Raw genomic sequence first — 26,398 nt, 5'->3', positions numbered from 1 at the left:
TCCCGTCCCGCTTCGCCGCGAGCCCCACCGCGCGCCGTGGCGCGCGCACATGCCGTTCACATCCCCGGCAGGCGCGAATGGACCGACGGCCCTGCCCCCGGCGCCCGCGTGAGCAGGCTCACCAGCCACGCGGTCGCAAGGCCCACCGGCACGCCGAACACGCCGGCCGAGATCGGCTGGATGCCGAACCACAGGCCGTCCGCCAGCAGCACGGCAGGCACCACGGCGCGCACGGCCTCCACATGCGACAGCAGGTAGTACACGGTCACGCCCAGCCCGCACAGCATGCCGGCCACCGCGCCCTGCCGCGTGGCGCCGCGCCAGAAGATGCCCAGCACCATCGCCGGCACGAAGGCCGAGGCGGCGAGCGAGAACGAGGCCGACACCATGGGCAGGATCTCCGAGCGCTTGAGCGCCGCCACGAACGCGGCGGACAGCGCCACCGCCAGCAGGGTGAACTTGGTCAGGATCACGCGCTGCTCGGGCGAAGCCCTGCGGCCCGTCTCGTGAAAGTACAGATCGCGCACCAGCGCATTGCTGATGGTGAGCAGCAGGCCATCGGCCGTGGAAAGCGCCGCCGCCAGCCCGCCCGCGGCGACCAGCCCCGAGATCACATACGGCAGCCCGCCCAGTTCGGGCGTGGCCAGCATGATGAGGTCGGCGCCGAAGCGGATCTCGCCGAACTGCACGATGCCGTCGCCGTTCACGTCTTCCACCGACAGCAGCGCCGCATCCACCCGTGCCCACTGCCCGATCCAGTTGGGCAGCGCATCGAACGGGCTGCCGACCAGGTTGCTCATGACCTCGAACTTCACCAGCACCGCCAGCGCCGGCGCGCTGAGGTACAGCAGCGCGATGAAGAACAGCGACCAAGCCACCGAAGAGCGCGCAGCCGCCACCGAGGGCACGGTGTAGTAGCGCGTGAGCAGGTGCGGCAGCCCGGCCGTGCCCACCATGAGGCAGAACATCAGCGCGAGGAAATTGCGCCGGGTGTCCTCGTACGCCCGCTGCGCCTCGGGCGGGCCGTCCGGGTCGCCCACGTAGGGCTGGCTGTGCGCGGGCAGGCCGCCCAGCGGGCGGGCGCGCTCTTCGCTCTCGCGCATCTCGCGGCTCCAGCGCTCGCGGGCCGTGTCCTCGTCGCGCGGCATGGTGGCCAGCTCCCGGCTGGCCGCCACGATGAGGCCGACGTCCGCGTTCTGGTCGCGCAGCTGGCGGATGCGCTGGCGGGCCGCTTCGCGCTCGCGCTCCAGCGCCGCGCCCACATCCTGCAGCCGGGCCTGCAGCTCCTGGGCCCGCGCCTGGTAGGCGGCAACCACCTGCCGCTCCGCGGGGTCGGCGAGCAGCCGGGCCTCCATGTCGGCGATCTTGCCGATCTGGGTGCCATACACCAGCGGCGCCAGGGGATTGCCCAGCTGCTTGTAGGCCAGCCAGGAGACGGGAATGAGGAACGCGAGCAGCAGCATCACGTACTGCGCCACCTGCGTCCAGGTGATGGCGCGCATGCCCCCCAGGAAGGAGCACAGCAGCACCCCGCCCAGTCCCAGCATGATGCCGATCTCGAACTGCACGCCCGTGAGCCGCGAGGCGATCAGGCCCACGCCGTAGATCTGCGCCACCACGTAGGTGAACGAGCACAGCACGGCCGCAAGCGCTGCGATCACGCGCGGCCAGCGCCCGCCGAAACGCACCTGAAAAAACTCCGGGATGGTGTAGAGGTTCATGGCCCGCAGGTGCGGCGCGATCAGCAGCGCCACGAGGCAGAACCCGCCCGTCCAGCCCAGCAGATAGGCCAGCCCGCCGGCCTGCCCCGGAACGCCCGAGAAGCCCTGCAGGTACAGCGCGCCCGACAGGCTGATGAACGAGGCCGCGCTCATCCAGTCGGCCGCCGCCGCCATGCCGTTGTACACGGGCGGAATGCGGCGCCCCGCGACGTAGTACTCGTCGGCATCGGTCGTGCGCCCGTACACGCCGATGGCCGCATAGACCATGACGGACAGGAACAGGAAGATGGGGCCGATCCAGTGGCGCGACAGGCCGCGCTGCTCGGCCCAGGCCATGACGGCCAGGAAGGCGATCACCCCGGCCACGTAGAGCGCGAGGATGCGGCGCAGCCGCCGGCCGTAGGCAGCTTGCGGCGGCGCGTCAGCCATGCGGCTTGCCGGGAGCGCCCGGGCCCGGCGCGTCGGGGGTGGACGGCGGCGTGTCCGCACCGGCCGCCGCGTTCGCGTCCTGCCGTTCGAAATGGTTCATCGCCGCGCAGTAGATCGCCACGATGCCGATGAACACCAGCACCGCGCCCTGCGACGCGATCCAGTACCCCAGCGGCCAGCCGCCCACCACCATGAACTGCAGGTCGCGGGCGAAGTAGCAGGCCCCGAAGGACACCGCGGCCCAGGCCAGCAGCAGGCCCGCCTTCAGCCAGAGGTGGCGGGCATCGTGCAGGTCGGGCGGAAAGGGATGTCCGGCCCCGGGCTCCTCGATCGCCGATGGGCGCGTGGGCATGGTGGCCGGACCGGGGCCGTCAGCGGGCCAGTTGCTGCCAGGTGGCGATCACGCTGTCGGGGTTGAGCGAGATCGACGAGATGCCTTCCTTGGCCAGCCACTCGGCGAAGTCCGGGTGGTCGCTGGGGCCCTGTCCGCAGATGCCCACGTACTTGCCCTGGGCCTTGCAGGCGGCGATGGCGCGCGACAGCAGGGCCAGCACGGCGGGATCGCGTTCGTCGAAGTCCTGCGCGAGCAGCTCGAGCCCCGAGTCGCGGTCCAGCCCCAGCGTGAGTTGGGTCAGGTCGTTGGAGCCGATCGAGAAGCCATCGAAGTACTGCAGGAACTCGTCCGCCAGCACGGCGTTGCTGGGCACCTCGCACATCATGATGACCTTCAGCTCGGCCTCGCCGCGCTTCAGGCCATGCTTGGCCAGCAGCTGGGTGACCTTGTCGGCCTGGCCCAGCGTGCGCACGAAGGGCACCATCACCTGCACGTTGGTCAGGCCCATCTCGCCGCGCACGCGCTTGATGGCGTCGCACTCCATCGCGAACGCCTCACCGAAATCGGCGCTGATGTAGCGCGCCGCGCCACGGAAGCCCAGCATCGGGTTCTCTTCCTCGGGCTCGTAGCGGCTGCCGCCGATGAGCTTGCGGTACTCGTTGCTCTTGAAGTCCGACAGGCGCACGATCACCGGCTTGGGCCAGAAGGCCGCGGCGATGGTGGCCACGCCCTCGGCCACCTTGTCCACGTAGAACGCGCGGGGCGAGGCATGGCCGCGTGCCACCGATTCCACGGCCTTCTTCAGGTCGGCATCGACGGCGGGGTAGTCCAGGATGGCCTTGGGGTGCACGCCGATGTTGTTGTTGATGATGAACTCCAGCCGGGCCAGGCCCACGCCGTCGTTGGGCAACTGGCAGAAGTCGAAGGCCAGTTGCGGGTTGCCCACGTTCATCATGATCTTGGTGCCGATCTTGGGCATTTCGCCGCGCTGCACTTCGGTCACTTCGGTTTCCAGCAGGCCGTCGTAGATCTTGCCGGTGTCGCCCTCTGCGCAGCTCACCGTCACCAGCGTGCCGTCCTTGAGCAGGCTGGTGGCGTCGCCGCAGCCCACCACGGCAGGAATGCCCAGTTCACGCGCGATGATGGCCGCGTGGCAGGTGCGCCCGCCGCGGTTGGTGACGATGGCGCTGGCGCGCTTCATCACGGGCTCCCAGTTGGGATCGGTCATGTCGGTGACCAGCACGTCGCCGGGTTGCACCTTGTCCATTTCGGCGATGTCGCTCACCAGGCGCACGGGGCCGGTGCCGATCTTCTGGCCGATGGCACGGCCTTCGGCCAGCACGGTGCCGGTGCCTTTCAGCTTGAAGCGCTGCTCGGCCTGGCCCTTGGACTGGCTCTTCACCGTCTCGGGACGGGCCTGCAGGATGTAGAGCAGGCCGTCGGTGCCGTCCTTGCCCCATTCGATGTCCATCGGGCGGCCGTAATGCTGCTCGATCACCAGGGCGTAATGGGCCAGTTGCTCCACGTCGGCATCGGACAGGGAGAAGCGGTTGCGCTGCTCGGTCGCCACGTCCACCGTCTTGACCAGCTTGCCGGTGGCGGCCTTCTCCTCGGCCGAGGCGAAGACCATCTGCACCAGCTTGGAGCCCAGGTTGCGGCGGATCACGGCCTTGTTGCCCGCCTGGAGCATGGGCTTGTGCACATAGAACTCGTCGGGGTTGACGGCGCCCTGCACCACCGTCTCGCCCAGGCCGTAGCTGCTGGTGATGAAGACCACCTTTTCGAAGCCGGACTCGGTGTCGATGGTGAACATCACGCCCGCCGCACCCAGGTCGGAGCGCACCATGCGCTGCACGCCGGCCGACAGGGCGACCACGTCGTGCGCGAAGCCCTTGTGCACGCGGTAGCTGATGGCGCGGTCGTTGTACAGGGAGGCGAACACCTCCTTCATCTTGTGCAGCACGTCGTCGATGCCGACCACGTTGAGAAAGGTTTCCTGCTGGCCCGCGAACGAGGCGTCGGGCAGGTCTTCCGCCGTGGCGGACGAACGCACGGCGAAGCTCGCCTGGGGGTTGCCTTCGGACAGTTTTGCGAAGGCTTCGGCGATCGCCTGCTGCAGGTCGGCCGGGAACGGCTGGGCCTCGACCATGGCACGGATCTCGGCGCCGGCAGCGGCCAGGGCGCGCACGTCTTCGGTGTCCAGCGCGGCGAGGCGCTTGCTGATCTTGTCGGCCAGGCCGTCGTGGGCGAGGAACTGGCGGAACGCGTGGGCGGTGGTGGCAAAGCCCGTGGGAACGCGAACGCCCTGGGGCAGCTGGGAGATCATCTCGCCGAGGGAGGCGTTTTTGCCGCCCACCGACTCGACGTCGGTCATTCTCAGGTTTTCAAACGGAACGACCAGGGCGGTCGCGTTGAAGAGTGCAGACATGGGATAGCTCCAGAAGTTGAAACTGGGTCTGCGCCTGCGCTCCGGGGGAGCAATCGCGGGCGAGCGCCCATGCACGGCGTTCGGCTTTGGTGTTGTGGTTGTGGGCCGCCGGGGTGCATGGTGAGAATTTGGATAATGGGCGCCATTGTAGGCTTGCCCTGCGCGGCCGCGCTGGCGGCGGGCTGACGGATCGTCCCCCTTCTTCGGAACCCCTGCCCATGCACACGCGCACCGTTTTCTTCATCTCCGACGGCACCGGCATCACGGCCGAAACCTTCGGCAACGCCATCCTGGCCCAGTTCGACATGAAGCCGCGCCACGTGCGCCTGCCCTTCATCGACACCGAGGACAAGGCGCACCAGGCCGTGCGGCAGATCAACCACACGGCGGACGTGGAGGGCAAGAAGCCCATCGTCTTCACCACCTTGGTCAACATGGGCGTGCTGCGCGTCATCCAGGAAGGCTGCAAGGGCATGCTGCTGGACATGTTCGGTACCTTCATCCGGCCGCTGGAGACCGAACTGGGCACCAAGTCGCACCACCGCGTGGGGCGTTTTTCCGACGTGAGCCTGAGCAAGGAATACACCGACCGCATCGAGGCGATCAACTTCAGCCTGGACCACGACGACGGCCAGAGCCACCGCGACCTGGCCGGTGCCGACGTGATCCTGGTGGGCGTGTCGCGCAGCGGCAAGACCCCCACCAGCCTGTACCTGGCCATGCAGTGCGGCCTGAAGGTGGCCAACTACCCGCTGATTCCCGAGGACTTCGAGCGGCGCCAGCTGCCCCCGGCGCTGGAGCCGCACCGCAAGAAGATCTTCGGGCTGACGATCCAGCCCGAGCGGCTTTCGCAGATCCGCAACGAACGGCGCCCCAACTCCCGGTACGCGGCGCTGGACAACTGCCGCAACGAGGTGTCCGAGGCCGAGGCGATGATGCGGCGCGCGGGCATCCGGTGGCTGTCCACGACCACCAAAAGCATCGAGGAAATCGCCACGACCATCCTGCAGGAAGTGCGTCCCGAGCGGCTGGTGTATTGAATCTGAACCGCGGCGAGTTCGCCAAAGGCAAACAATGAATCCGCAACCCATGAACAAACCGTTGCGGATCACCCTGCATGCAGCGTCCATCCTGGGCCTGCTGATCATGGCGCTTGTGCCACGAAATCCATACGACTTCATGCACGGGATGGACCCGTCCATTCCCGCCAACGCCATCGAAAACGGGTCGGGCAATGCCATCGTGGCAGCGGGTGCGATCTTTGCCCTTGTCGCAATGGTGCAGATCGCCATCGCGGCGAAGGCCTCCCGGCCACGGGCCCGCGTTCTGCCCGTGGTGCTCGTTCTGCTTGGCCTGGCGATCCTGGCGATCAAGATGGCCGGCTGAGTCGAAGAGGCCCGAGATCCGGCCCGCTTCTACCAAAGGCGCGACAGGACCGCTGGCCTACTGCACCGCCTCCGGCGCCGCGTGCCACAGGGCCTGGGGGCGGGGCTCGGGGTCGCGGTTTTCTTGCGCTGCCGCACGGCGCTCCGGCCCCGGGGTCCAGTGGGTCTGCAGGCTGCGCAGCATGGTGCGAAAGTGCGAGGTCAGCCCCGGCATCTGCGACAGGGCCTGTAGGTTCACAATGATCTTGCGGGCCATGGCATCGCGATACGGGGCCTCGGCGGTGTGCGCGTGGCCCGTCATGAGCGCCATCGTGCTGGCCAGCAGCGCCTCGGTGCAGGGCAGGCGGTATTCCTCGTCGGTGGGGTTTTCAGTGTCCGGGCGCGGTGCATCGGCAGCCATGGTCAAGCCTCCTTCGGAATTGCAACAGACCAGGCCAGCCATCGCCACACCGCGGGCAGCTTGCGGCCCGGAGAGCCAACGACACCGCACGCGGAATCCACCATCCACGGACCGGACAGCGGATGCGCCATGCGAACGGGCGCAGACCTGGATCATTTGGGAAACGAAAGCGCTGGCTCGGAGCGCTGCACCCCACGGGTGGCGCCTGGCTGGCTGCAGCACAGTATATGAGAATAATTCTCAAACGAATGGTGTCCTTCGGGCCCGGTGCGCAGTCGGGCGCAGCGCTGGCTTAGACTGGCAGGCATGCTTTTGGACTACAACCCCGACGACCTCGACGTCAAGATTTGCGAGCTGCTGGTCGCCACCAGCGATTCCGCCGACCCTGAGCTTCCTGCCGCCGTTCCGGAGGTGCTGAAACTGCTGCGCACGCGGCTGGGCATGGACGTCGCCTTCGTGTCCCAGCTCACGGCCGACCACCGCACCATCATGGCCGTGGACAGCGCGCCGGATTTCTCGCCGGTGGAAGTGGGCCGGTCCGACCCGGTCGAAGAAAGCTGGTGCCAACGGGTGGTCGAAGGCCGGTTGCCGGAGCGGATGGAAGATGCCGCGCCCTACATCGCGTCCGGCAAGGCGCCGGACCCGGGGTTCCCCATCGGCACCCATCTGAGCACGCCGGTGCGCCTGTCCGGCGGGGCGGTGTATGGCACGTTGTGCTGCTTCAGCCGCGGCGTTCGTGCCGATGCGGACATCGACCGGCTGCGTTACACGGCCAACCTGCTGGCCGCGCGGCTGGCGCCGGGTTCGGCGCGGGCTTGAGCAAGCCTGGCGCCGAATGCGGCACCGCCGGGCCATCGGGGCAGCAGATGCATGCCGGCCGCCAAATGCCCTGCCCTTCGAGTGCAATCGGCCGCGTCAGACCGCGGCATGCATCTGCAGCAGGCGCTGCCGCAGGGCCTCGGCCACCGGGCTGAGTTCGCGCGAGCGCCGCTGCAGCAGCCCCAGGGTGCGCCACAGGTCGGGCCCGGTCAGCGGCACGCCGCACACCTGGGAATGCGCGGGCGACAGCGCCAACTGCGGCAAGGCCGCCAGCCCCAACCCGGCCTCGACGAGGGCCAGCGCGCCGGTCACATGGTTGCATTCGTACCAGGCGACGGGAGGATTCGGCAGTTCCGCCATGGCCTGGTCCAGCAGCAGGCGGTTGCTGCTGCGGCTGGAGACCGACACCAGCCGCTGGCCGGCCAGTTCCTCCCAACGCACCTCGTTGCGCTGCGCCCAGGCGTGGCTGCGCGGCATGGCCAGCACGTAGCGTTCGCGCAGCAGCGGCTGGAACAGCAGCGCCGACTCCTGGGTGCCGGTGAAGCTCAGGCCGAAGTCCGCCTCGCCGCGGGCCACGGCTTCCAGCACCTGCTGGGCGTTCTCGTCGATCACGTGCACCTGCACGTCGGGCAGCGCCTGTGCGAAGGCCTGCAGCGCCCGCGGAAGCAGGTGGTTGGCCACGGACGGAACGCAGGCGATGGTCACGCGGCCCCGGCGCAACTGCACCTGGTCGCCGAAGCGCTGGACCGCCTCGTCCAGCCCGGTCAATGCCATGCGCGCCTCGTGCAGGAACTCCTGGCCCATGGCGGTCAGCTCCACCGTGCGGGTGGTCCGCTCCAGCAGCCGGGCACCGAGCGCGGATTCCAGCCGCTCCACCCGCCGGCTCAAGGCCGGGGCGGACAGGCACAGGATCTCGGCCGCCACGCGGAAGCTGGACTGGTCCGCGGTGACGACGAAGGCCTGCAGTTCCTTGAGATCGAATTTGATGCTTCGCATGCAACAGTCGTTTCGTAAATTGCAATTTACGGATCATTGTGCCCCTCCTACGATGCGCCCTTGATCGCCGGGCCAACGACCCGGCGGCGCTTTCCCGGAGACATACCCCATGCAACGACGCCCCCTCATCGCGGCAGCCTTCCTGGCCGCCAGCTTCCCCCTCGCCAGCACCGCCCAGGCGCAGGACTTTCCGCCCAAGAAGCCGGTGACCCTCGTGGTCGGCTTCGCCGCAGGCGGCTCGGCCGACATCGCCGCCCGCATCATCGCCAAGAAGCTGGGCGAGAACATCGGCCAGAGCGTGGTGGTGGACAACAAGCCGGGGGCCGGGGGCAACCTGGCCCATGCCCAGGTGGCCAACGGCCCGTCGGACGGGTCCATGCTGCTGTTCGGCTCCATCGGGCCACTGAGCATCGCACCCCATTTCATGAAGGTGGCCTACGACCCCCTCAAGGACCTGGCGCCCATCTCGATGGGCGTGGCCTTCCCGAACGTGCTGGTGGTGCCCGCGAGCACCGGCATCAAGACGCTCGGCGATTTCGTGGCCAAAGCCAAGCGCGAGCCCGGCAAGCTGGACTACGCCTCCACCGGCCCGGGCTCGGCCGCGCACCTGGCGGGAGAACTGCTCAACGACGAGGCGAAGATCGACACGCTGCACGTTCCCTACAAAGGGGGCGCCCCGGCGCTGCAGGACGTGCTGGGCGGGCGGGTCACCGCGTTCTACGCCGCACCGCCTTCGGCCCTGCCCCACATCGAATCGGGCAAGCTCATTCCCCTGGCGACCACCGGCCTGACGCGCCCGGCCTACCTGCCCAACGTGCCCACCGTGGCGGAGACCTACCCGGGCTTCAACGCCACCAACTGGTATGCCTTCGTGGCCTCGGCCAAGACGCCCAAGCCCCTGCTGGACCGCTGGAACACCGAAATCGTCAAGGTGCTCAACACGCCGGAGGTGCGCGACAACCTGCTCAAACACGGGCAGACCGCCAGCCCCACGGGCCGCGAAGAACTCGGCCAATTCATCGCGGCGGAGCATGCCAAGTGGGGCCGCATCATCCGCGAACGCAAGATCACCGCCGACTGAGACGGCAGGCCGGACGCATTCCCCCCGGAAAAATCAGGAGACAAAGGACATGCCGCTCAACCTCCCGCTCACACCGTCCCCCACCACGGCCACGCCCAGCAACGCTCGGCGCCGCGTGCTGCGCACCCTGCTGGGCACCGCCCTGGGCCTCGGCCTGGCCCTGGGGGGCGCCGCGCCGCCCGCTGCCCAGGCCGCGGAGATCCGCGTGGTCACCTCGGGCGGCTTCTCGGCCGCCTACGACCAGCTGGTGCCGCTGTACGAGCAGGCCACCGGCCACACGGTCGTCACGGCGCGCGGCGCATCGCTCGGCAACGCACCCGACTCCATCCCCAGCCGCATGGCGCGGGGCGAGCAGTTCGACATCGTGATCCTGGCCGATTCGGGGCTGGACGAATTGACGGCGCAGGGCAAGGTGCAAGCGGGCAGTCGCGTCGACCTGGCCCGCTCCATGATCGGCATGAGCGTGCGCAAAGGCACGCCCAAGCCGGACATCAGCAGCCCCGAGGCCCTCAAGCAGACCCTGCTCCAGGCCAAATCGGTCGCCTATTCCGCCAGCGCCAGCGGCACCTACCTGGTCAACGAACTGTTCCCGCGCCTGGGCGTGGCCGAGGCGATGAAGACCAAGGCCTCCAGGATCTACAGCGAACGCGTCGGCGCGGTGGTGCTGCGGGGCGATGCGGAGCTGGGCTTCCAGCAAGTGAGCGAATTGCTGCCGTTCAAGGAGCTGGAATTCGTCGGGCCCTTGCCGGACGCCGTGCAGCAGCGCGTGTTCTTCTCGGCCGGCGTGGCCGAGGGCGCGCAGAACGCGGATGCCGCCCGCCATCTGATCCGCTTCCTGGCGTCGCCGGCCGCCGCCCCGATCGTGCGCAGCACCGGCATGGAGCCCGCGGCCACGCGCTGAGCGGGCGGGCGGTCCGCACCGGCAATCGCCCTGGAGAGGCCTGAGGCCAAAACGGCCTCCAGCACAATAAACACTATGGCATTACGCTATACAAAATATAGCAATTTCACCACGGCGGTGCCTCGGTGAGGCTGGTGCGCCCCACCCGGGCAGCGCAGGCAGCCCCCCCTTGGCGATCAACGGCCGCCCTGCCCCATGGCCGGATCGCTGAAGCCGTCGCGGCCCGTCTCCACCCGCCCGGCAAAGCGGCGGACGAACCCCGGCAGCGCGCTGCACGTGACCTGGAAGTCGTACCAGCGGGCGCTGCCGCCCAGGTCCCACTGCAGGTCCTGCGCCTGGCCCGGCGCCACCGTGGCGGTCCAGGGGCCGTCCTGGCGGTAGGCCAGGGCCTGCACGCGCAGCACGGCTTCCGCAGCGCCCGCGTTCATCAAGGTCAGGTGCACGTTGCCATTGGCGATGTCGTAGCACACCCGCACTTCGGGCTGGGGCACGCCGGGGGCGCGCAGCGCGCCCAGCTGGCCCGCGAAGCTGCGGTGGAACCCGTTCGGCCCCAGCACCCACAGGTCGTAGGCGCCCGCATCGTCCGAGCCGGCATTCCAGCGGTCGTCGAGCTGCTTGCCCGCCTCCACCACGTAGCGGCGCGGGGCGCGGTCCAGGTGCAGCCGGTCGTAGACGTGGAAGACGGCCGCGCTGCTGCCGGTGTTCGAGAACAGCAGTTGCACCGTGCCCGCGGCCGGCTCCGCCCGGGCGCTGGTGTGCAGCTCGTACGGCAGCGCGCGCGAGGGCCGGGCCTGCACGGCCTGCTGCGGCAGGGCCTGCGGCGTGGGCACGGCGATCTGCGGCAGCGCCCCTTGGGCGGCGCGCAGGGCGTCGGCATCGTCCCGCGTGCGGCGGCCGGCCAGCGTGGCGAGTGGCCCGTCGTTGGGCGTGGCGAAGTTGAAGGCCGTGGTGAGGTCGCCGAACACCGCGCGGCGGTAGGGGCTGATCTGCGGCTCCTGCACGCCGAAGCGGGCTTCGAGAAAGCGCAGCACGGAGGTGTGGTCGAAGTTCTGCGAATTCACCCAGCCGCCGCGGCTCCACGGGGAGATCACCCACATCGGCACGCGCGGCCCAGGGCCGTAGCAGTCGCCATCGGGCGGCGGCATGCCGGTGCCGGGGACCGGGGTGTGCGTGTAGTACTCGTAGGCCATGTCCCGGTCGCTCAGCGTGGACTTGCCGATCTTGCCGCCGCTCGCATCCAGCGACGGCGCGCACGGCGGCGGCAGGTGGTCGAAGTAGCCGTCGTTCTCATCGAAGTTGATGAGCAGCACGGTCTTGCTCCACACATCGGGATTGGCCGTGAGGGCATCGAGCACCTCCTGCACGTACCAGCCGCCCTGCACCGGGCTGGAAGGGCCCGGGTGTTCGGAGTACGTGGCGGGCGGCACGACCCACGACACCTGCGGCAGCGAACCGTCGAGCACCGCCTTGCGGAAGGTGCCGAGAAAGCCGCCGTCCGGCATGGTGTTGGCAATGCCCTTGTAGAGCGGGTTGCCGGCGTTGTCGCTCGCGCGGTCGTAGGCGGGGTTGACGTCGCGGTCGTGGTAGACCGGCTTGCCCGAGGCGAGGTTGGCCTGTCGGTACTGCGGAAAGCCGAAGAGCGGGTTGTCGGTGAAGTTGTCGGGCATGTTCTGGTAGACCATCCACGAGACGCCGGCCTTTTGCAGCCGCTCGGGGTAGGTGGCCCAGTCGTAGCCGCCGGTGCGGATGTCGGTGTCCGAATCGAGCTCGTCCAGGGCGTTGTTCACCACCACCCGGCCGGAGGGGCCCGTGGCGCCGTTGGTGCCGGTCCAGTGGAACAGCCGGTTGGAATTGGTGCCGCCGTGCAGCGAGCAGAAGTACGCATCGCACACCGTGAAGGCTTCGGCCAGGGCGAACTGGAACGGGGCCTCCTGCTGCGTGTAGTAGCCCATGGACTGGGGCTGCTTGTAGCGCGCCCACTCCAGCATGCGGCCGCGGTCCCAGGCGTTGCGCGCGTCGACCCAACTGTGGGGCGTACCGCTCACGCGCTGGGCATTGCCGGCCTTCTGGTCCAGGTGGTAGGGCAGCACGGGCGCGCCGTTCTTGTCCAGCTGCTGCCACACGCTGCGGCCGCCGGCCACGGGGATGGTGAACCGGTCGCCGAAACCGCGCACGCCGGGCAAGGTGCCGAAGTAGTGGTCGAAGGAGCGGTTTTCCTGCATGACGATCACGACGTGCTCCACGTCCTGGATCGTGCCGGTGCGGTGGTTGGCCGGAATGGCCAGGGCCCGGCGGATGCTGGGCGGGAACAGGCTCAGCGCCGCGGCGGACGCGGTGGTGCCGGCCGCGGCCTGGAGGAACTTGCGTTTCCGGGAATCGATGGTCATGGTGTGCTCTGCGTGGGTTCGACGGGGAAGGCGTGCGCGATCAAGGGGCGCAGCGCAGCTGGGTCTTTTCGGCGCCGGGGGCATCGGCGGAGGTGCCGCCTCCGCCACTGCCGCCGCAGCCCGCCAAGGCCAACGCCATCGCCGAACCGGCCAGAAACATGAAGAGCGGCCGCGCCCAGCGGGGGCGCGATCGGGGGGCTGCAGGGGTCAAGGTCATGGAAGGGTCTCGCGGGTCGAGTGGATCAAGCGGCGGACTGGGCCAAAGACCGAACTTCGGGGCGACCGCCTTGCAGTTGCAGAAAAGTGCATAAACGCAGGAATCTGCAACCCGAATGATCCGCCCGCACCATGTCAGCGCCATGACGGCAGTGGCCTTCCTGGGGAAGGGGCGCCCTTCTCCCGCGCACGGCAGAACGACAAAAAGCACAAGGCGGCCCCGAAGGCCGCCTTGTGCTTTGAAAAGACAGAAAAGAAGGAGCGGAGCGCGGGGCGCCCCGTCATCCACCAAGCGCCCGGGCGCCTGCGATCACGCCGGTGCGGTGGTGCGGATCAGGTGGTCGAATGCGCCCAGGGCCGCCTTGGCGCCCTCGCCCGCCGCGATGATGATCTGCTTGTACGGCACAGTGGTCACGTCGCCCGCGGCGAACACGCCCGGCACGTTGGTGCGGCCATGCGAGTCCACCACGATTTCGCCGAACTTCGACAGCTCCACCGTGCCCTGCAGCCACTGGGTGTTGGGCAGCAGTCCGATCTGCACGAAGATGCCTTCCAGCGCCAGTTGCTTCGCTTCGCCGCTCGCGCGGTCCTGGTAGGCCAGGCCCGTCACGCGGTTGCCGTCGCCCAGCACCTCGGTCGTCTGCGCCTGGGTGATGACGGTCACGTTGGGCAGGCTGCGCAGCTTGCGCTGCAGCACGGCATCGGCCTTCAGCTCGGCCGCGAACTCCAGCAGCGTGACGTGCGCCACCACGCCGGACAGGTCGATGGCCGCCTCCACGCCGGAGTTGCCGCCGCCGATCACCGCCACGCGCTTGCCCTTGAACAGCGGTCCGTCGCAGTGCGGGCAGTAGGTCACGCCCTTGGTGCGGTACTGGTCTTCGCCGGGCACGTTCATGTTGCGCCACCGCGCGCCGGTCGAGAGGATGACGGTGCGCGAGCGCAAGGTGCCGCCGTTTTCCAGCTCGACTTCGATCAGGCCGCCTTCCGCTGCGGCGGGCTTCAAGGCCTTGGCGCGCTGCAGGTTCATCAGGTCCACCTCGTAGTCGTGCACGTGCTGCTCCAGCGCCGCTGCGAACTTGGGGCCGTCCGTCTTGCTGATCGAGATGTAGTTCTCGATGTCCAGCGTGTCGTTGACCTGGCCGCCGAAGCGCTCCGCGGCCACGCCGGTGCGGATGCCCTTGCGGGCGGCATACACGGCGGCCGCGGCGCCGGCCGGGCCACCGCCGACCACCAACACGTCGAAGGCTTCCTTGGCCGAGAGCTTGGCCGCATCGCGCGCCGCCGCGCCGGTGTCCAGCTTGCCCACGATCTCTTCCACGGTCATGCGGCCCGAGCCGAACACCTGGCCGTTCATGAACACCATGGGCACGGCCATGATTTCGCGGTCGGTCACTTCCTGCTGGAAGGCGCCGCCTTCGATCACCGTGGTCTTGATGCGCGGGTTGAGGATGGCCATCAGCGACAGCGCCTGCACCACGTCCGGGCAGTTGTGGCAGGTCAGGCTCATGTAGACATCGAACTCGAAGTCGCCATCGAGGGCCTGGATCTGCTCGACCACGTCCTGCTCCACCTTCGGGGGGTGGCCGCCGGTCCACAGCAACGCCAGCACCAGCGAGGTGAATTCATGGCCCAGCGGCAGGCCGGCGAAGCGCAGGTGGGTCTGCGTGCCGGCGCGCTGCAGGCTGAACGAGGGCTTGCGCGCGTCGTTGCCGTCGGTGCGCAGGGTGATCTTGTCGCTGCGCAGGCCCTGGATGATTTCCAGCAGTTCGCGGGTCTGGGTGGAAACCTCGCTGCCGTCCAGGGACGCCACGATCTCGAACGGTTGCGTCACGCGCTCCAGGTAAGCCGAAAGTTGGGTTTTGAGTTGGTCGTCGAGCATGGTGGTGTCCTTTGCGATTCGAGTTATGTCGTTGGGCGGTGCGGCCAGTGCCGGGCACGGAGCGGAGAAATCGGGGGTGAGCGGGCGAAAAAAAGCCGGACGGCATGGCGCGCACGCCATGCTGCTGTCCGGCCAGGGGCGCCCGGGGCGCCCCGCTCCTGCGGGAGGCCGAGGGGCTTAGATCTTGCCGACCAGATCCAGGGAAGGCGTCAGCGTCTTGGCGCCTTCCTTCCACTTGGCGGGGCAGACCTGGCCTGGGTTGGCGGCGGTGAACTGGGCCGCCTTCAGCTTGCGCAGGGTTTCCGACACGTCGCGGGCGATTTCGTTGGAATGGATTTCCTGGGTCTTGATCACGCCATCGGGGTTGATCACGAACGTGCCGCGCAGTGCCAGGCCTTCTTCAGGAATGTGCACGCCGAACGCGTTGGTCAGCTGGTGCGTGGGGTCGCCCACCAGGGGGAACTTGGCCTTGCCGACGGCGTCGGAGGTTTCGTGCCACACCTTGTGCGAGAAGTGCGTGTCGGTCGTCACGATGTAGACCTCGGCGCCGGCCTTCTGGAACTCGGCATAGTTGTCGGCCGCGTCTTCGATTTCGGTGGGGCAGTTGAAGGTGAAGGCCGCCGGCATGAAGATCAGGACGGACCACTTGCCCTTGAGGTTGGCTTCGGTCACTTCAATGAAGTCGCCCTTGCCGTCGCGGTTCACGAAAGCGGTGGTCTTGAAGGGCTGGACTTGCGTATTGATCAGGGACATTGCTGTTTCCTAGGTTGATGGCTGAACACGAAAACCTGAAGTTTAGGCGCTCCCAACCCATCAATCCAATTAATTGACTTCATCAAGTCGATTGCCACAGGCTATAAAAAGCAAGGGGCTCGGTGGCGTGGGCAGGAGCGAACGACTGTATCTGAGGACGCCCAACGCGAACACAACTCAGCATCAAACGCAGCCATACCGCCCGGGCAGGGAGATTGCCTTGCGCCACATGGCCCGCGTCATGACAATCGCAGCCCAAACCCACACAAGGAGAATCTCCATGCAAGGCGACGCACAGGTCATTTCGCATCTGCAGGCCCAGCTCAAGAACGAACTGACGGCCATCAACCAGTATTTCCTGCACTACCGGATGCTCAAGCACTGGGGCTTCGACAAGCTGGCGAAGAAGGAATACGAAGAGTCGATCGGCGAGATGAAGCATGCCGACAAGCTCATGGACCGCATCTTCATGCTGGACGGCCTGCCCAACCTGCAGGACCTGGCCAAGCTGCAAGTCGGCGAGGACGTGCCCGAGATCCTCGAATGCGACCTGCGCTCCGAGCGCGGCGCCCAGGCCACCATCAAGGACGGCATCGCCCACTGCGAAACGGTGCGCGACTATGTCTCGCGCGATCTGCTCCAGGGCATCTTGGACGACACCGAAGAGCACATCGACTTCCTCGAAACGCAGATCGACCTGCTGGCCAAGGTCGGGCTGCAGAACTACCTGCAGTCGCAGATGGGCGAGATCGAATAACGCCCCGACCGCCCGGCACCCGCCCCCGGGTACCCCGCGCTCCAGCCGGCCTTCGGGCCGGTTTTTCGTTTTCGGGCCGGTCCCGCCCCTCAAAGTGTGGCGCGCACGCATCAGGTGGCGTGCCCATGGCGCCCAAGTTCCCACTGTTTGTTGCGATTGCACACAACGGAATGCGAACGATTCTCATGAAACCTAGAATACCGGCCTAGCCAGCCAGCCAGTCAGTTCACCCCGGGCCCCGTGCCCCGCCTGCAGCCAGCGCCCCAACCTGCATGGAGCCTTTCGATGCTGCACTGTCCTGCGCGCGCCTGTTTCGCCACCCCGGCCGATCACCCTTTTTCCGTCACCCATTCCCGCGCGGCCGCCATCGCTCCGGTGGGCGCCGCCCGGCCATGAAGGCGGCCTGCGTCGACTGGCGCTACCGCCTGGCGATCACCTCCCGCGCCCTGGCGGGGGGGCTGGGTGGCTACGCGCTGGCGGCCGCCGCCACCGCCGCCCTCACCCTCGGCCTGATGCCGTTCATGCCGCGTGTGGAGGCGGTGCTCACCGCCACGCTGCTGTCGTGGCTGGTCTATGCCTGCGCCGTGGCCTGGGCCTTCTATGCACGCACGGCCTGGGGCGCCTGGGCCGCCCTCGGGCTGCCGGCGCTCGCACTGGGCGCGCTGGCGATGGCGCCCCGCTGGCTGGGGGGCGCATGAAGCCGAAGACCGCACCCGAGCGCGAGGGTTTCCGCCAGGCCATGGCCTGGCTGCACACCTGGTCCGGCCTGATCCTGGGCTGGCTGCTGTTCGCCATCTTCTTCACCGGCACGCTGAGCTTTTTCAAGACCGAGTTCAACCTGTGGATGCGGCCCGAGCTGCATGCCCTGCCGCCCGCCAGCGCCGACGTGGCCGAGCGCGCGCAGCAGGCGCTGCACCGCAAGGCGCCCGACGTGACGCAGTGGTTCATGCGGCTGCCCGACGAGCGCCAGCCCGGCGTGACCATCCTGTGGCGCGGCAAGGAGGGCGGGCGCTTCAAAACCCTGCTGATGAACCCGCAGACCGGCGAGGCCATCGAGACGCGCGACACCATGGGCGGCGAGTTCTTCTACCGCTTCCACTTCGAGCTGCGCACCGCGCAAAAGGGCCGCTGGACGCTGGAAGGCCGCTGGGTGGTGGGCGTGGCGACGATGCTGATGTTCATCGCGCTGCTGACCGGCGTGGTCACGCACCGGCGCATCTTCAAGGACTTCTTCACCTTCCGGCCCACCAAGGGCGGGCAGCGGGCGTGGCTGGACGCGCACAACGTCTCGGGCGTGCTGGTGCTGCCGTTCTATCTGATGATCACCTTCAGCGGGCTGATGATCTTCCACTCGATGTACATGCCCTCGGGCATTGCCGCGGCCTATCCCGGCCCCAAGGGCACGGATTCGCAGACCTACTTCGCCGAGATGCAGGGCGACACGGCCTCGGGGCGCAGCGCGCGCCGCGCACCGGGCGAGGCCGTTCCGGCGCTGCCCCTGACCGATCTGGCGCCCGTGCTGGCCAGCGCGCACCGCACCTGGGGCGATGCGCGCATCGGCGGGCTCAGCGCCCGCCGCGACGGCGACCGGGCCGTGATCGAGGTCACCCGCCACGACGGCGACCGCCTGCAGTACGGCCCCGCCCGCATGCGCTTCGATGCCGTCACCGGCGAGACGCTCGCGCTGATCGACCCCGATTCGCCCGCCCTGCGCACCTACCGCGTGCTCTACGGCCTGCACCTGGCGCGTTTCGCCGGGCCGGGCATGCGCTGGGGCCTGTTCGGCTTCGGCGTGCTGGGCAGCCTGATGATCGCCACCGGTATGGTGCTTTGGAGCGTCAAGCGCCGCCAGCAGGCGCAGCGCAAGGGCGCCGCCGCGCCGCCGCTGCGGCGCGGCGAGCGCCTGGTGGCCAGCCTCAACGTGGCCCTGCTGGGCGGCCTGCCGCTGGCCACGGGCGTGTTCCTGGCCTCCAACCGGCTGCTGCCGCTGGACCTGGACGGCCGGGCCGATGCCGAGCTGTCGTGCTTCTTCGGCGCGTGGGGCCTGGCCCTGCTGATCGGCATCGTGCGGCCGGACCGCTGGGGCTGGAGCGCGTTGCTGGGCCTGGCGGGCGCGGTGTTCGCCGCGCTGCCGGTGTTGAACGCCTTCACCACGCACACCCACCTGGGCGTGACGCTGCCGGCCGGCGAATGGATGTGGGCCGGCATGGACCTGTCGTTCCTGGCCACCGGCGCCCTGCTCGGCTGGATGGCCTGGCGGCTGCGCCCCGCGCGCGGGGCGAAAGCGGCCGCCGCCCAGGGCCGGTCCACCGAGACCGGCTCCGCCACGCCCCCTAGCACCCCCTCCACCCCTGCCGCAGGAGCCTGACCGCCATGTTCGAATTCTTTCTCTGCTTTGCCGGCTGGTCGGGCCTGGCGCTGGGCATGGACCGCCACCACCAGGACGCCTGGAACCGCGAAGGCGGCGAGCGCCAGCTGCGCACGCTGCGCCGCGTGGGCTGGGCGCTGCTGGCGCTGTCGCTCGTGCATGCCGCCGCGTGGCCGGGCGACAGCACCGCCGCGCTCAGCGTGACGTGGTGGACCATGGCCCTGTCGCTGGCCGCCGTGTGCGCCACGGCCGTGGCCACCTGGCAGCCGCGCCGCCTGCCCGTGCTGGGCCTGGTGGCCGGTGCCGCGGCCCTGCTGGCGCTGGCGCTCTAGCCCAGGGCCCGCCGACCGGCTTCGCGCCCGGTTCCGTTTTTCCAGCCACCCGCAGCCCCCCGGGCGCGCGGGAAGCCATGTTCTCCACGCCGTGTCGTTTCTTTTATCGACGGAAAGCCTTTCATGCGATTGCCTCCCCTGAACGCCATCACCGCGGCCGCATGGCTCGCTGCGGCCACCACCGCCCACGCCCAGACGGCGGCGCCCACCGTGGCCCTGCCCGAGGTGAAGGTGACCGATGCCCCGCAGGGCGAGGCCACCGAGGGCTCGGGCCAGTACATCGCCCGCGAGATCAGCGTGGGCAAGCTGGTGCAGTCGCCGCGCGAGACGCCGCAGTCGGTGAGCGTGATCACGCGCCAGCGGCTCGATGACATGAACCTCACCAAGCTGGAAGACGCCGTCAAGCAGACCACCGGCGTGAACGTGACGCGCCTGGATGGTGCGGGCAACTACAACACCATCCAGTCGCGCGGCTTCGACATCGGCGCGCTGCTGCTGGACGGCGTGCCGATCCCGCAGGGCCCCAACTACGCCACCGCGATGGACACCGCCATCTACGACCGCATCGAGGTGCTGCGCGGCCCGTCCGGCCTGCTGCAGGGCGCGAGCGAGCCCGGCGGCACCATCAACCTGGTGCGCAAGCGCGCGCAGTCCGCGCTGGGGCTGAACGCCAACGTGTCCGCGGGGTCGTGGAACATGCGGCGCGCCGACGTGGACCTGACCGGCGCGCTCAACGCCGCGGGCACGCTGCGCGGCCGCGTGGTGGCGGTGAAGGACGACCGCGACAGCCACGTCGCCACGCTGAAGAACGACAAGACCCTGGGCTACGGCACGCTGGAGCTGGACATCACCCCGTCCACCACGCTGTCGGTCGGCCACACGCGCCAGAAGGTGCGCGCCACGGTGGACCAGGGCCTGCCCGCGTATGCCGACGGCCGGCTGCTGGACGTGCCGCGCTCCACGTTCGCGGGCATCGCCGCCAACCGCCAGGACCTGGACAACACCGACACCTTCGCCGAGCTGGAGCACCGCCTGTCCAATGGCGGGCAGGTCAAGTTCGTGGCGCACGACGTGCACCGCGAATCGCTGTACCGCTCGGTGCGGGCCAATTCGGCCGTGGCCGCCAACGGCAACTACCAGCTGCAGTCGGTGGACTTCCAGCAGGACCTGAAGGACCGCAACTACGACCTGTACATCGCCTCGCCGCTGTCGCTGGCCGGCCGCACGCATCGCGTGCTGCTGGGCGTGAGCCACACGACCAGTGAAAGCCTGGACGGCAACTCCGCCTTCGGCGCGCCCCGCACCGCCAACATCTTCAATCCGCAGTACGACCTGCCCTACCCCAGCATCACGCTGCCCGGCTTTCAGAGCGCCACCCGGCGCACCGAGAACGCGCTGTACGGCCAGGCGCAGGTCAGCGTGGCCGAGCGCCTGAAGGTGCTGGCCGGCGGGCGCCTGTCCTGGGCCAAGGCCGAGACGCGCACGCTGAGCACGGGCCAGACCACGGCCACCGCCGACCCCGGACGGCAGTTCATCCCCTCGGTGGCCGCGATCTACGAGCTGAACGAAAACCTGTCGGCCTACACGAGCTATGCCGAGACCTTCGTGGTGCAGTCCAGCCTGGACCGCGCGGGCCGCCTGCTCACGCCGCGTTCGGGCTCGCAGATCGAAGCGGGCGTGAAGGGCGAGTTTTTGAACAAGCGCCTGCAGACGCACTTCGCCCTCTTCCGCATCCTGGACAAGGACCGCGCCATCGCCGACCCGGACGTTCCCACCGCCTCCCTGGCCGGCGGCAAGGTGCGCGCGCAGGGCTTCGAGACCGAGGTGAGCGGCCAGGTCGCGCCCGGCTGGGACGTCCTCGCCGGCTACGCATTCACCGCCACCAAGTACCTGCAGGCCCCCGTGTCGCAGCAGGGCCAGGTGTTCAGCCCCATCACGCCGCGCCACAGCGTGAACCTGTCCACCCGCTATGCCTTCAAGGGCCCGGTGCTGCAGGGGCTGAGCGTGGGCGGCGGCATGAGCTACCGCAGCGAGTTCTTCGCGCAAAGCGGCACGGTGCGCCTGACCTCGGGCGACTACGCGCTGTTCAACGCCCAGGTGGCCTACCAGATCAACGACAAGCTTTCGGTGAGCCTGAACGTGGACAACCTGTTCGACAAGACCTACTACGAGAAGGTCTCCAGCCTGGGCCGCCAGAACTTCTACGGCGAGCCGCGCCGCGTGACGGTGGCGCTCAAGGCGCGCTACTAGGCGCACGGCCGAGCGGGGCCCCGATGCAGCCGGCCGCCATGGCCCTTTTGCACCAAAACGGCCTCCAGCGCATGTTCTTCTAGGGCATACCGCTATTTATTTGATAGCAAACGTTTTTTCAACCTCTGTTTCACAGGAGCTTTCCGATGTCCACCTTGCTCAAGCCCATCACCGCCGCCGTGCTGTCCGCGCTGGCGGCCACGGCCGTCCAGGCCCACCAGGTCTGGATCGAGGCCAGCGGCGCCCAGGCCCGCGTGCAGTTCGGCGAATACGCCGACGGCCTGCTGGAAAAGTCGCCCGGTGCGCTCGACAAGTTCAAGGGCGTGCCGGTGCTCGAGCAGCAGCAGCCACGCGGCGGCGAGGCCCGGCGCATCGAAGGCCAGCGCACCGCCACCGCGTTCACCTACGCCCTGCCGGCGCCGGCCGACACGCTGTTCGCCGAGGCGCCGTACCCGCTGATCGACCGCACCAAAGCCGGCCAGCCACCGCTGCTGTGGCGCCCCGCCGCGCGCTGGGTGGCCAGCCTGGCGCAGCCCGTGGCCGCCACCGCGCCGCTGGACGTGGTGCCCACCGGCAAGGCGGGCGAGCTGCGCGTGGTGTTCAACGGCAAGCCGCTGCCCAAGGCCCAGGTGACCCTCGTCTCGCCCTCGGGCTGGGCCCGCGAGGCCGCCACGAATGCCGAAGGCACGGTGCACTTCGAGCTGCCCTGGAAGGGCCAGTACGTGGCCGAGGTCAAGCACAGCGACAAGCAGCCCGGCGAACACGCAGGCGAGAAGTACGGCGAGGCCAGCTACCTCACGACGCTCACCTTCGTGCAGGCGGCCGGCATGGAATCGCCCCCGCTCCCCGCCCCGGCCGCGCACTGACCGCCGCGCCGGGCCGGCGCTGACCGGCCCACCCTCACCGAAGACCTTTCACGGCCGCCGCGCCGTGACGGCGGCGGCGCCCTGCGCGCCGCATTTTTAAACCGAACAGCCCTCCTGCCAGCGGATTCATTGTCAGGAGTGCTATTGAAAAAGTAGCAGCATGACCTCGCACCTCCTTCCCCCGCGTGCCCACGGCGCGCCCTGCCGCCCCTTGCCCCTGGCCGCCGCCCTGCACACCGCGATCGCGCTGCTGTGCGGCCTGGGCGCCAGCGCCGTCCAGGCCCAGTCCGCCGCGCCCGTGGCGGAAACCACGCTCGCCCCCGTGACCGTCAAGGCCGGCGCGGACCAGGAAAGCCCCACCGCGCCCGTCAGCGGCTTCGTCGCCAAGCGCGCCCTCTCGGCCACCAAGACCGACACGCCGCTCATCGAAACCCCGCAGGCCATCAGCGTGGTCACGCGCGACCAGATGGAGGCGCAAGGCGCGCTGACCCTGCGCCAGACCACGGCCTACACCGCCGGCATGGTGTCCAACTACTTCGACAGCCGGGTGGACAACTTCACGGCACGCGGCGGCAGCGTGACGCAGTACCAGGACGGCCTGCTGCGCACCTACGGCACCTACAACAACACCAAGGCCGAGCCCTACCTGCTGGAGCGCGTCGAATTCCTGCGCGGCCCCTCGTCCGTGCTGTACGGCCAGGGCAGCGTGGGCGGCGTGCTCAACCTCACCAGCAAGCGCCCGCAGGCCGAGCCGCTGCGCGAAGTGCAGGTGCAGATGGGCAACTACGCGCGCAAGCAGATCGCCGCCGACATGACCGGCCCGCTCACCCAGGACGGCGAGTGGCTCTACCGGCTGGTGGCCGTGGGCCGCGACAGCGACTCGCAGGTCGACCACGTGAGCGACGACCGCCTCATCCTCGCCCCGTCGCTCACCTGGAAGCCCAGCGCCGCCACCTCGCTCACGCTGCAGTTCACGCACCAGAAAGACCAAAGCGGCTCGCTGATCGGTTTCTTTCCGTGGCAGGGCACGCGGCTGTCCAGCCCCTACGGCCAGATCCCGACCTCGACCTTCATCAGCGAACCGGGCTGGGACGCCTTCGACACCGAGAACAACTCCTGGGGCTATCTGTTCAGCCACCGCCTGAACGACCAATGGACGGTGCGCCAGAACCTGCGCCGCACGGTGAGCGAAGTGGACTACCGCAGCATCTACACCAGCTTCAGCGCCAACCGCGCCACCGGCCGGCCGGCGCGACCGGTGTTCAATGCGGACAACCGCACCTTGCTGCGCGACGCCTCCTGGCAGATCAACTCCAGCCGCCTGCTGTTGGCGGACACGCAGATCGAAGGCAAGGTGCAGGCCGGCGCCACCGAGCACACGCTGCTCTTCGGCATGGACGCGCAGCGCAACGAAACCAGCCAGTCCACGTGGTTCCAGACCATCTCGGGCATCGACGCGTATGCACCGGTGTACGGCAACTTCACGGCGCCCTCGGCCTCCGCGCTGGTGCGCCAGCCCAACGTCACGCAGCGCCAACTGGGCTTTTACGCCCAGGACCAGGTCCGCTGGGGCCGCTGGACGGCCACGCTCGGCCTGCGCCACGACAGCGCCAAGACCGAGACGGTCGGCCGCCCCGCCGCCGCCGTGGACGACACCGCCTGGACCAAGCGCGTCGGCGCCACCTACCAGGCCGATGGCGGCTGGGCACCGTACGTGGGCTACTCCGAATCGTTCCAGCCGCTGGGCGGCGTGGACTTCTTCGGTACCCCGTTCAAGCCCCAGCGCGGCGAGCAGTGGGAAGCCGGCGTGAAGTGGCAGCCGCAGGACCGGGGCATCAGCGCCTATGCCGCCGTGTACCAGCTGCGCGAGAAGAACCGCAAGACCAACGACCCCTCCAACCCGCTCAACAGCCTGCAGCTCGGCGAGGTGAAAACCAAGGGCTTCGAGACCGAGATGACCGCCAGCCTGGCCCGCAACTGGGACTGGACGGTGGGCTACGCCTACACCGACGCCGTCATCTCGCGCAGCAACGCCGGCGACCAGGGCCTGCCCGTGGCCAGCGTGCCCAAGCACACGGCGTCGAGCTGGCTCATGCACCGCTTCGCGGCCGAAGGGCGCGGCGGCTGGACGGTGGGCGCGGGCGTGCGCTACACCGGCTCGCAGTGGACCGGCACCACGGCCATCACCACGCCATCGGCGCTGATCGCCGATGCCATGGCGGCCTATGACGCCGGCAGCTGGCGCCTGGCCTTCAACGTGGTCAACCTGGCCGACAAGGTGCAGATCACCCAGTGCCTGGCGCGCGGCGACTGTTTCTACGGCCAGCGCCGCACGTACACGATGACGGGTACCTACCGGTTCTGAACCTAAGAGTTATCCCGGCAGGCAGAGCCAGCACTGCTCGCTTGCCGGAGCCCAGCCGATAGTAGCCACCGCTTGATCATCCAGCAGTTGCTGCAAAGACAACAGCCATAGTCAGCCGACAACACAATAAGGAACCTCTCAAAACCCCAATCCCAGCCACCAAGCACCTTTAAATCAACGAGTTACGACGCTCAAACTTGCAAATCCGGAGATTTTGAGAGGTTCCCCGACGGTTGAGAAAATGCAGCACTGGCCTTTGGAGAGATTAAAGAGAAAGATTCTTGTGCCATACACGAAGCAAGAATCTTTCGTAAAGAACGCTGATCTGGAAGAAATTTTTTATTCAACAAGGCCCCATAGATGCGCCACAACGTGCCTACGGCATAACCTGAGAAGGTGTGAGTCTTTCGCAGTTCATGCATTCAGGTGGGATGTTTTCAAAAACAACATCATTGCCTATTTGAACAACATTCAGCGGCGACTCAAACCACCAGTACAGCTGCCCATTCATCCACATATCGACCACCTTGCTTTCACCCAGAAGAACTTCCGGATCGTTTCGATACAAGCGAACGAATGTAGGAATTTTCATTTTGTAATGAATAATCCGCTGAATGAAAGAAGCGTCATAGTATTCCACCCGATAAACGTGGCGCGGGCTGAGCGACGTATGAGAAAGTTTCGGTTTGGATGCATACCATAGACCGACGAAAGCAAGCATGCAAAGAAGCGTGATGACAACCCGGTGAAGGTGGCGTTTGTTCTTTTTTGGGGTGTTCATAAAGTGAATTTTTGAGAAAATGGAAGGTGCACGCGGTATACGTCAGACAGCACCATGAAATCTCCCCCTTTATTGTTTTTACTACGCCACTTCTGAAAATCACCATTGTTTACGTAATATTTCCGCCTCTCCACATCCGAAGGCTTTTCGTCAACGGTTGAGTCTTCAATTTGGATAGTTAATATGGTGGAGAGCCCACATTCAACGCCACTGAAACCCCAGCAGCCAAGAGGTTGCGATATCAACGAAGCATCATTGAAATCGTAAGAATCTCGCAAATAAAAACCTAGCTCATCAATTTCAATGAGGATTTTTCCACCCGATTGAGGGGTGACAATTCCAGAAACAGCAATGTTGAGCTGGGACTCTCCCATGGCACCATAGAAGTCATCCATGGGGTCACCCGATTTGCCAACGCCCAAATAATTGACTTGAAAGAGATCATCAATAATCTTGGCTGGTTGGTCCAGGTTACCGAAACGCCAGCATTGCTGCGTTCGCTGACGAGATTCTCGGACAACCCGGCGCTTCAAAAGAGTCAATCCCGCAGTGCTGGGCCACTTAGCCTGTAGTTGAGCCACTGCCGTCTGGACGCGAGCGAATTTCAGCGCCCACGCCATAGTGACAGTCGTCTCGTCAAGCTGCGTCGTGGGCAACTGGCTAAGCCGATTTCCCTCAGCACTGCGTTTGGCTTCTGGAGAAAGCGCAAATGACGCACCATTGAACCACCGGTCCATCAAACTGGCAGCTACGGGCCAGCCCAATCGTGAACGCATCACATTGGGGATGTCGCGCAGTTGGAAAACTTTGGTTTGGTAAGTTGGTTCTTTCTTTTTAGAATTTCCGCTGATTGCAGCCAGCGCATCTTGCAATATATCGGTCATAAAATTTCTCTTTTTAATATTTCTTTCCATCATTTCGAGCGCGTCCACCGTCCGCTACATATCGGC

The 26,398-nt window shown here is 67.5% G+C and carries 23 protein-coding genes; 12 read left to right on the top strand and 11 right to left on the bottom strand.

Annotation, left to right across the window (positions count from 1 at the left end):
- Nucleotides 1–56: 56 nt before the first annotated feature.
- Genes AVKW3434_RS12355 through ppsA form a run of 3 tightly spaced genes read right to left on the bottom strand, consistent with a single transcriptional unit; the run spans nucleotide 57 to nucleotide 4,912 of the window.
- Nucleotides 57–2,150, bottom strand: a complete 2,094-nt coding sequence (locus tag AVKW3434_RS12355) for a VC_2705 family sodium/solute symporter (protein WP_284406067.1) — start codon at nucleotides 2,148–2,150, stop codon at nucleotides 57–59.
- Nucleotides 2,143–2,502, bottom strand: coding sequence for a DUF4212 domain-containing protein (locus AVKW3434_RS12350; RefSeq protein ID WP_284406066.1), 360 nt, complete (start codon nucleotides 2,500–2,502; stop codon nucleotides 2,143–2,145). The genes AVKW3434_RS12355 and AVKW3434_RS12350 overlap by 8 nt, the downstream gene beginning before the upstream one ends.
- A 19-nt stretch (nucleotides 2,503–2,521) precedes the next feature.
- A complete protein-coding gene (gene ppsA, locus AVKW3434_RS12345; RefSeq protein WP_284406065.1) occupies nucleotides 2,522–4,912 on the bottom strand; it encodes a phosphoenolpyruvate synthase in 2,391 nt (796 codons plus the stop codon).
- 218 nt (nucleotides 4,913–5,130) lie between these two features.
- Here ppsA and ppsR point away from each other — a divergent pair, with 218 nt between their 5' ends.
- Nucleotides 5,131–5,952 carry a posphoenolpyruvate synthetase regulatory kinase/phosphorylase PpsR gene (gene ppsR, locus AVKW3434_RS12340; RefSeq protein ID WP_272568151.1) on the top strand — a complete coding sequence of 274 codons (822 nt, stop codon included), beginning with the start codon at nucleotides 5,131–5,133 and terminating at the stop codon, nucleotides 5,950–5,952.
- A 34-nt stretch (nucleotides 5,953–5,986) separates the two neighbouring features.
- Nucleotides 5,987–6,298, top strand: coding sequence for a hypothetical protein (locus tag AVKW3434_RS12335; protein WP_284406064.1), 312 nt, complete (start codon nucleotides 5,987–5,989; stop codon nucleotides 6,296–6,298).
- Nucleotides 6,299–6,355: 57 nt separating this feature from the next.
- Here AVKW3434_RS12335 and AVKW3434_RS12330 read toward each other — a convergent pair whose 3' ends face one another.
- Complete coding sequence (locus tag AVKW3434_RS12330; protein WP_272568148.1) at nucleotides 6,356–6,697, bottom strand: hypothetical protein; 342 nt, start codon at nucleotides 6,695–6,697, stop codon at nucleotides 6,356–6,358.
- A 306-nt stretch (nucleotides 6,698–7,003) separates the two neighbouring features.
- Between AVKW3434_RS12330 and AVKW3434_RS12325 the strand changes: the two genes are divergently transcribed.
- A complete protein-coding gene (locus AVKW3434_RS12325; protein ID WP_284406063.1) occupies nucleotides 7,004–7,516 on the top strand; it encodes a GAF domain-containing protein in 513 nt (170 codons plus the stop codon).
- Nucleotides 7,517–7,612: 96 nt separating this feature from the next.
- Here AVKW3434_RS12325 and AVKW3434_RS12320 read toward each other — a convergent pair whose 3' ends face one another.
- Nucleotides 7,613–8,512 carry a LysR family transcriptional regulator gene (locus AVKW3434_RS12320; RefSeq protein ID WP_284406062.1) on the bottom strand — a complete coding sequence of 300 codons (900 nt, stop codon included), beginning with the start codon at nucleotides 8,510–8,512 and terminating at the stop codon, nucleotides 7,613–7,615.
- Between the two features lie 109 nt (nucleotides 8,513–8,621).
- Between AVKW3434_RS12320 and AVKW3434_RS12315 the strand changes: the two genes are divergently transcribed.
- Together AVKW3434_RS12315 and AVKW3434_RS12310 are read left to right on the top strand one after the other, a co-directional pair.
- Entirely contained in the window at nucleotides 8,622–9,593 is a 972-nt protein-coding gene (locus AVKW3434_RS12315; protein WP_284406061.1) for a Bug family tripartite tricarboxylate transporter substrate binding protein, read from the top strand.
- Between the two features lie 49 nt (nucleotides 9,594–9,642).
- Nucleotides 9,643–10,494 carry a substrate-binding domain-containing protein gene (locus tag AVKW3434_RS12310; protein ID WP_284406060.1) on the top strand — a complete coding sequence of 284 codons (852 nt, stop codon included), beginning with the start codon at nucleotides 9,643–9,645 and terminating at the stop codon, nucleotides 10,492–10,494.
- A gap of 176 nt (nucleotides 10,495–10,670) precedes the next feature.
- On the opposite strand, the gene AVKW3434_RS12305 is transcribed toward AVKW3434_RS12310, so the two are convergent.
- The 4 genes from AVKW3434_RS12305 to ahpC form a co-directional block, all read right to left on the bottom strand.
- On the bottom strand, nucleotides 10,671–12,881 hold the full coding sequence (locus tag AVKW3434_RS12305) for a phosphocholine-specific phospholipase C (protein WP_284406059.1): 2,211 nt from the start codon (nucleotides 12,879–12,881) through the stop codon (nucleotides 10,671–10,673).
- A gap of 40 nt (nucleotides 12,882–12,921) precedes the next feature.
- Nucleotides 12,922–13,098: a hypothetical protein gene (locus AVKW3434_RS12300; protein WP_284406058.1), complete on the bottom strand. Its 177-nt coding sequence runs from the start codon at nucleotides 13,096–13,098 to the stop codon at nucleotides 12,922–12,924.
- A gap of 309 nt (nucleotides 13,099–13,407) precedes the next feature.
- Nucleotides 13,408–14,976, bottom strand: coding sequence for an alkyl hydroperoxide reductase subunit F (gene ahpF, locus AVKW3434_RS12295; protein ID WP_284406057.1), 1,569 nt, complete (start codon nucleotides 14,974–14,976; stop codon nucleotides 13,408–13,410).
- A gap of 177 nt (nucleotides 14,977–15,153) precedes the next feature.
- Nucleotides 15,154–15,729, bottom strand: a complete 576-nt coding sequence (gene ahpC, locus AVKW3434_RS12290; RefSeq protein WP_272551795.1) for an alkyl hydroperoxide reductase subunit C — start codon at nucleotides 15,727–15,729, stop codon at nucleotides 15,154–15,156.
- Nucleotides 15,730–16,009: 280 nt separating this feature from the next.
- Here ahpC and bfr point away from each other — a divergent pair, with 280 nt between their 5' ends.
- The 7 genes from bfr (at nucleotide 16,010) to AVKW3434_RS12255 (ending at nucleotide 24,667) form a co-directional block, all read left to right on the top strand.
- Nucleotides 16,010–16,486, top strand: coding sequence for a bacterioferritin (bfr, locus tag AVKW3434_RS12285; RefSeq protein ID WP_092744334.1), 477 nt, complete (start codon nucleotides 16,010–16,012; stop codon nucleotides 16,484–16,486).
- A 392-nt stretch (nucleotides 16,487–16,878) separates the two neighbouring features.
- Entirely contained in the window at nucleotides 16,879–17,184 is a 306-nt protein-coding gene (locus tag AVKW3434_RS12280; RefSeq protein WP_284406056.1) for a DUF3649 domain-containing protein, read from the top strand.
- Entirely contained in the window at nucleotides 17,181–18,854 is a 1,674-nt protein-coding gene (locus AVKW3434_RS12275) for a PepSY-associated TM helix domain-containing protein (protein WP_284406055.1), read from the top strand. Before AVKW3434_RS12280 ends, AVKW3434_RS12275 begins: the two co-directional genes overlap by 4 nt.
- 5 nt (nucleotides 18,855–18,859) lie before the next feature.
- Nucleotides 18,860–19,186 carry a DUF3325 domain-containing protein gene (locus tag AVKW3434_RS12270; RefSeq protein WP_284395364.1) on the top strand — a complete coding sequence of 109 codons (327 nt, stop codon included), beginning with the start codon at nucleotides 18,860–18,862 and terminating at the stop codon, nucleotides 19,184–19,186.
- A gap of 123 nt (nucleotides 19,187–19,309) precedes the next feature.
- Entirely contained in the window at nucleotides 19,310–21,436 is a 2,127-nt protein-coding gene (locus tag AVKW3434_RS12265; protein ID WP_284406054.1) for a TonB-dependent siderophore receptor, read from the top strand.
- 146 nt (nucleotides 21,437–21,582) lie between these two features.
- On the top strand, nucleotides 21,583–22,302 hold the full coding sequence (locus AVKW3434_RS12260) for a DUF4198 domain-containing protein (protein WP_272568121.1): 720 nt from the start codon (nucleotides 21,583–21,585) through the stop codon (nucleotides 22,300–22,302).
- 160 nt (nucleotides 22,303–22,462) lie between these two features.
- Nucleotides 22,463–24,667, top strand: coding sequence for a TonB-dependent siderophore receptor (locus AVKW3434_RS12255; protein WP_284406053.1), 2,205 nt, complete (start codon nucleotides 22,463–22,465; stop codon nucleotides 24,665–24,667).
- A gap of 376 nt (nucleotides 24,668–25,043) precedes the next feature.
- Here AVKW3434_RS12255 and AVKW3434_RS12250 read toward each other — a convergent pair whose 3' ends face one another.
- Both AVKW3434_RS12250 and AVKW3434_RS12245 read right to left on the bottom strand, forming a co-directional pair.
- Nucleotides 25,044–25,448 carry a hypothetical protein gene (locus AVKW3434_RS12250; RefSeq protein ID WP_284406052.1) on the bottom strand — a complete coding sequence of 135 codons (405 nt, stop codon included), beginning with the start codon at nucleotides 25,446–25,448 and terminating at the stop codon, nucleotides 25,044–25,046.
- Nucleotides 25,445–26,380, bottom strand: a complete 936-nt coding sequence (locus AVKW3434_RS12245; protein ID WP_349816835.1) for a DUF6402 family protein — start codon at nucleotides 26,378–26,380, stop codon at nucleotides 25,445–25,447. Before AVKW3434_RS12245 ends, AVKW3434_RS12250 begins: the two co-directional genes overlap by 4 nt.
- Nucleotides 26,381–26,398: the final 18 nt, after the last annotated feature.

Source organism: Acidovorax sp. SUPP3434 (assembly GCF_030159015.1).
In the GTDB taxonomy this organism is placed as follows: domain Bacteria; phylum Pseudomonadota; class Gammaproteobacteria; order Burkholderiales; family Burkholderiaceae_C; genus Paracidovorax.
Note: the sequence above shows the minus strand (reverse complement) of the source record. Positions and strands in the feature narration are given on the sequence as shown.

Coding starts and splice junctions, on each gene's coding strand:
- AVKW3434_RS12315 (WP_284406061.1), top strand. CDS start 8,622: ATGCAACGACGCCCCCTCATCGCGGCAGCCTTCCTGGCCGCCAGCTTC.
- ppsA (WP_284406065.1), bottom strand. CDS start 4,912: ATGTCTGCACTCTTCAACGCGACCGCCCTGGTCGTTCCGTTTGAAAAC.
- AVKW3434_RS12350 (WP_284406066.1), bottom strand. CDS start 2,502: ATGCCCACGCGCCCATCGGCGATCGAGGAGCCCGGGGCCGGACATCCC.
- AVKW3434_RS12300 (WP_284406058.1), bottom strand. CDS start 13,098: ATGACCTTGACCCCTGCAGCCCCCCGATCGCGCCCCCGCTGGGCGCGG.
- AVKW3434_RS12280 (WP_284406056.1), top strand. CDS start 16,879: ATGAAGGCGGCCTGCGTCGACTGGCGCTACCGCCTGGCGATCACCTCC.
- AVKW3434_RS12260 (WP_272568121.1), top strand. CDS start 21,583: ATGTCCACCTTGCTCAAGCCCATCACCGCCGCCGTGCTGTCCGCGCTG.
- AVKW3434_RS12330 (WP_272568148.1), bottom strand. CDS start 6,697: ATGGCTGCCGATGCACCGCGCCCGGACACTGAAAACCCCACCGACGAG.
- AVKW3434_RS12320 (WP_284406062.1), bottom strand. CDS start 8,512: ATGCGAAGCATCAAATTCGATCTCAAGGAACTGCAGGCCTTCGTCGTC.
- ahpC (WP_272551795.1), bottom strand. CDS start 15,729: ATGTCCCTGATCAATACGCAAGTCCAGCCCTTCAAGACCACCGCTTTC.
- AVKW3434_RS12250 (WP_284406052.1), bottom strand. CDS start 25,448: ATGAACACCCCAAAAAAGAACAAACGCCACCTTCACCGGGTTGTCATC.
- AVKW3434_RS12335 (WP_284406064.1), top strand. CDS start 5,987: ATGAATCCGCAACCCATGAACAAACCGTTGCGGATCACCCTGCATGCA.
- AVKW3434_RS12270 (WP_284395364.1), top strand. CDS start 18,860: ATGTTCGAATTCTTTCTCTGCTTTGCCGGCTGGTCGGGCCTGGCGCTG.
- AVKW3434_RS12275 (WP_284406055.1), top strand. CDS start 17,181: ATGAAGCCGAAGACCGCACCCGAGCGCGAGGGTTTCCGCCAGGCCATG.
- AVKW3434_RS12310 (WP_284406060.1), top strand. CDS start 9,643: ATGCCGCTCAACCTCCCGCTCACACCGTCCCCCACCACGGCCACGCCC.
- AVKW3434_RS12265 (WP_284406054.1), top strand. CDS start 19,310: ATGCGATTGCCTCCCCTGAACGCCATCACCGCGGCCGCATGGCTCGCT.
- AVKW3434_RS12255 (WP_284406053.1), top strand. CDS start 22,463: ATGACCTCGCACCTCCTTCCCCCGCGTGCCCACGGCGCGCCCTGCCGC.
- AVKW3434_RS12355 (WP_284406067.1), bottom strand. CDS start 2,150: ATGGCTGACGCGCCGCCGCAAGCTGCCTACGGCCGGCGGCTGCGCCGC.
- AVKW3434_RS12305 (WP_284406059.1), bottom strand. CDS start 12,881: ATGACCATCGATTCCCGGAAACGCAAGTTCCTCCAGGCCGCGGCCGGC.
- ppsR (WP_272568151.1), top strand. CDS start 5,131: ATGCACACGCGCACCGTTTTCTTCATCTCCGACGGCACCGGCATCACG.
- AVKW3434_RS12325 (WP_284406063.1), top strand. CDS start 7,004: ATGCTTTTGGACTACAACCCCGACGACCTCGACGTCAAGATTTGCGAG.
- bfr (WP_092744334.1), top strand. CDS start 16,010: ATGCAAGGCGACGCACAGGTCATTTCGCATCTGCAGGCCCAGCTCAAG.
- ahpF (WP_284406057.1), bottom strand. CDS start 14,976: ATGCTCGACGACCAACTCAAAACCCAACTTTCGGCTTACCTGGAGCGC.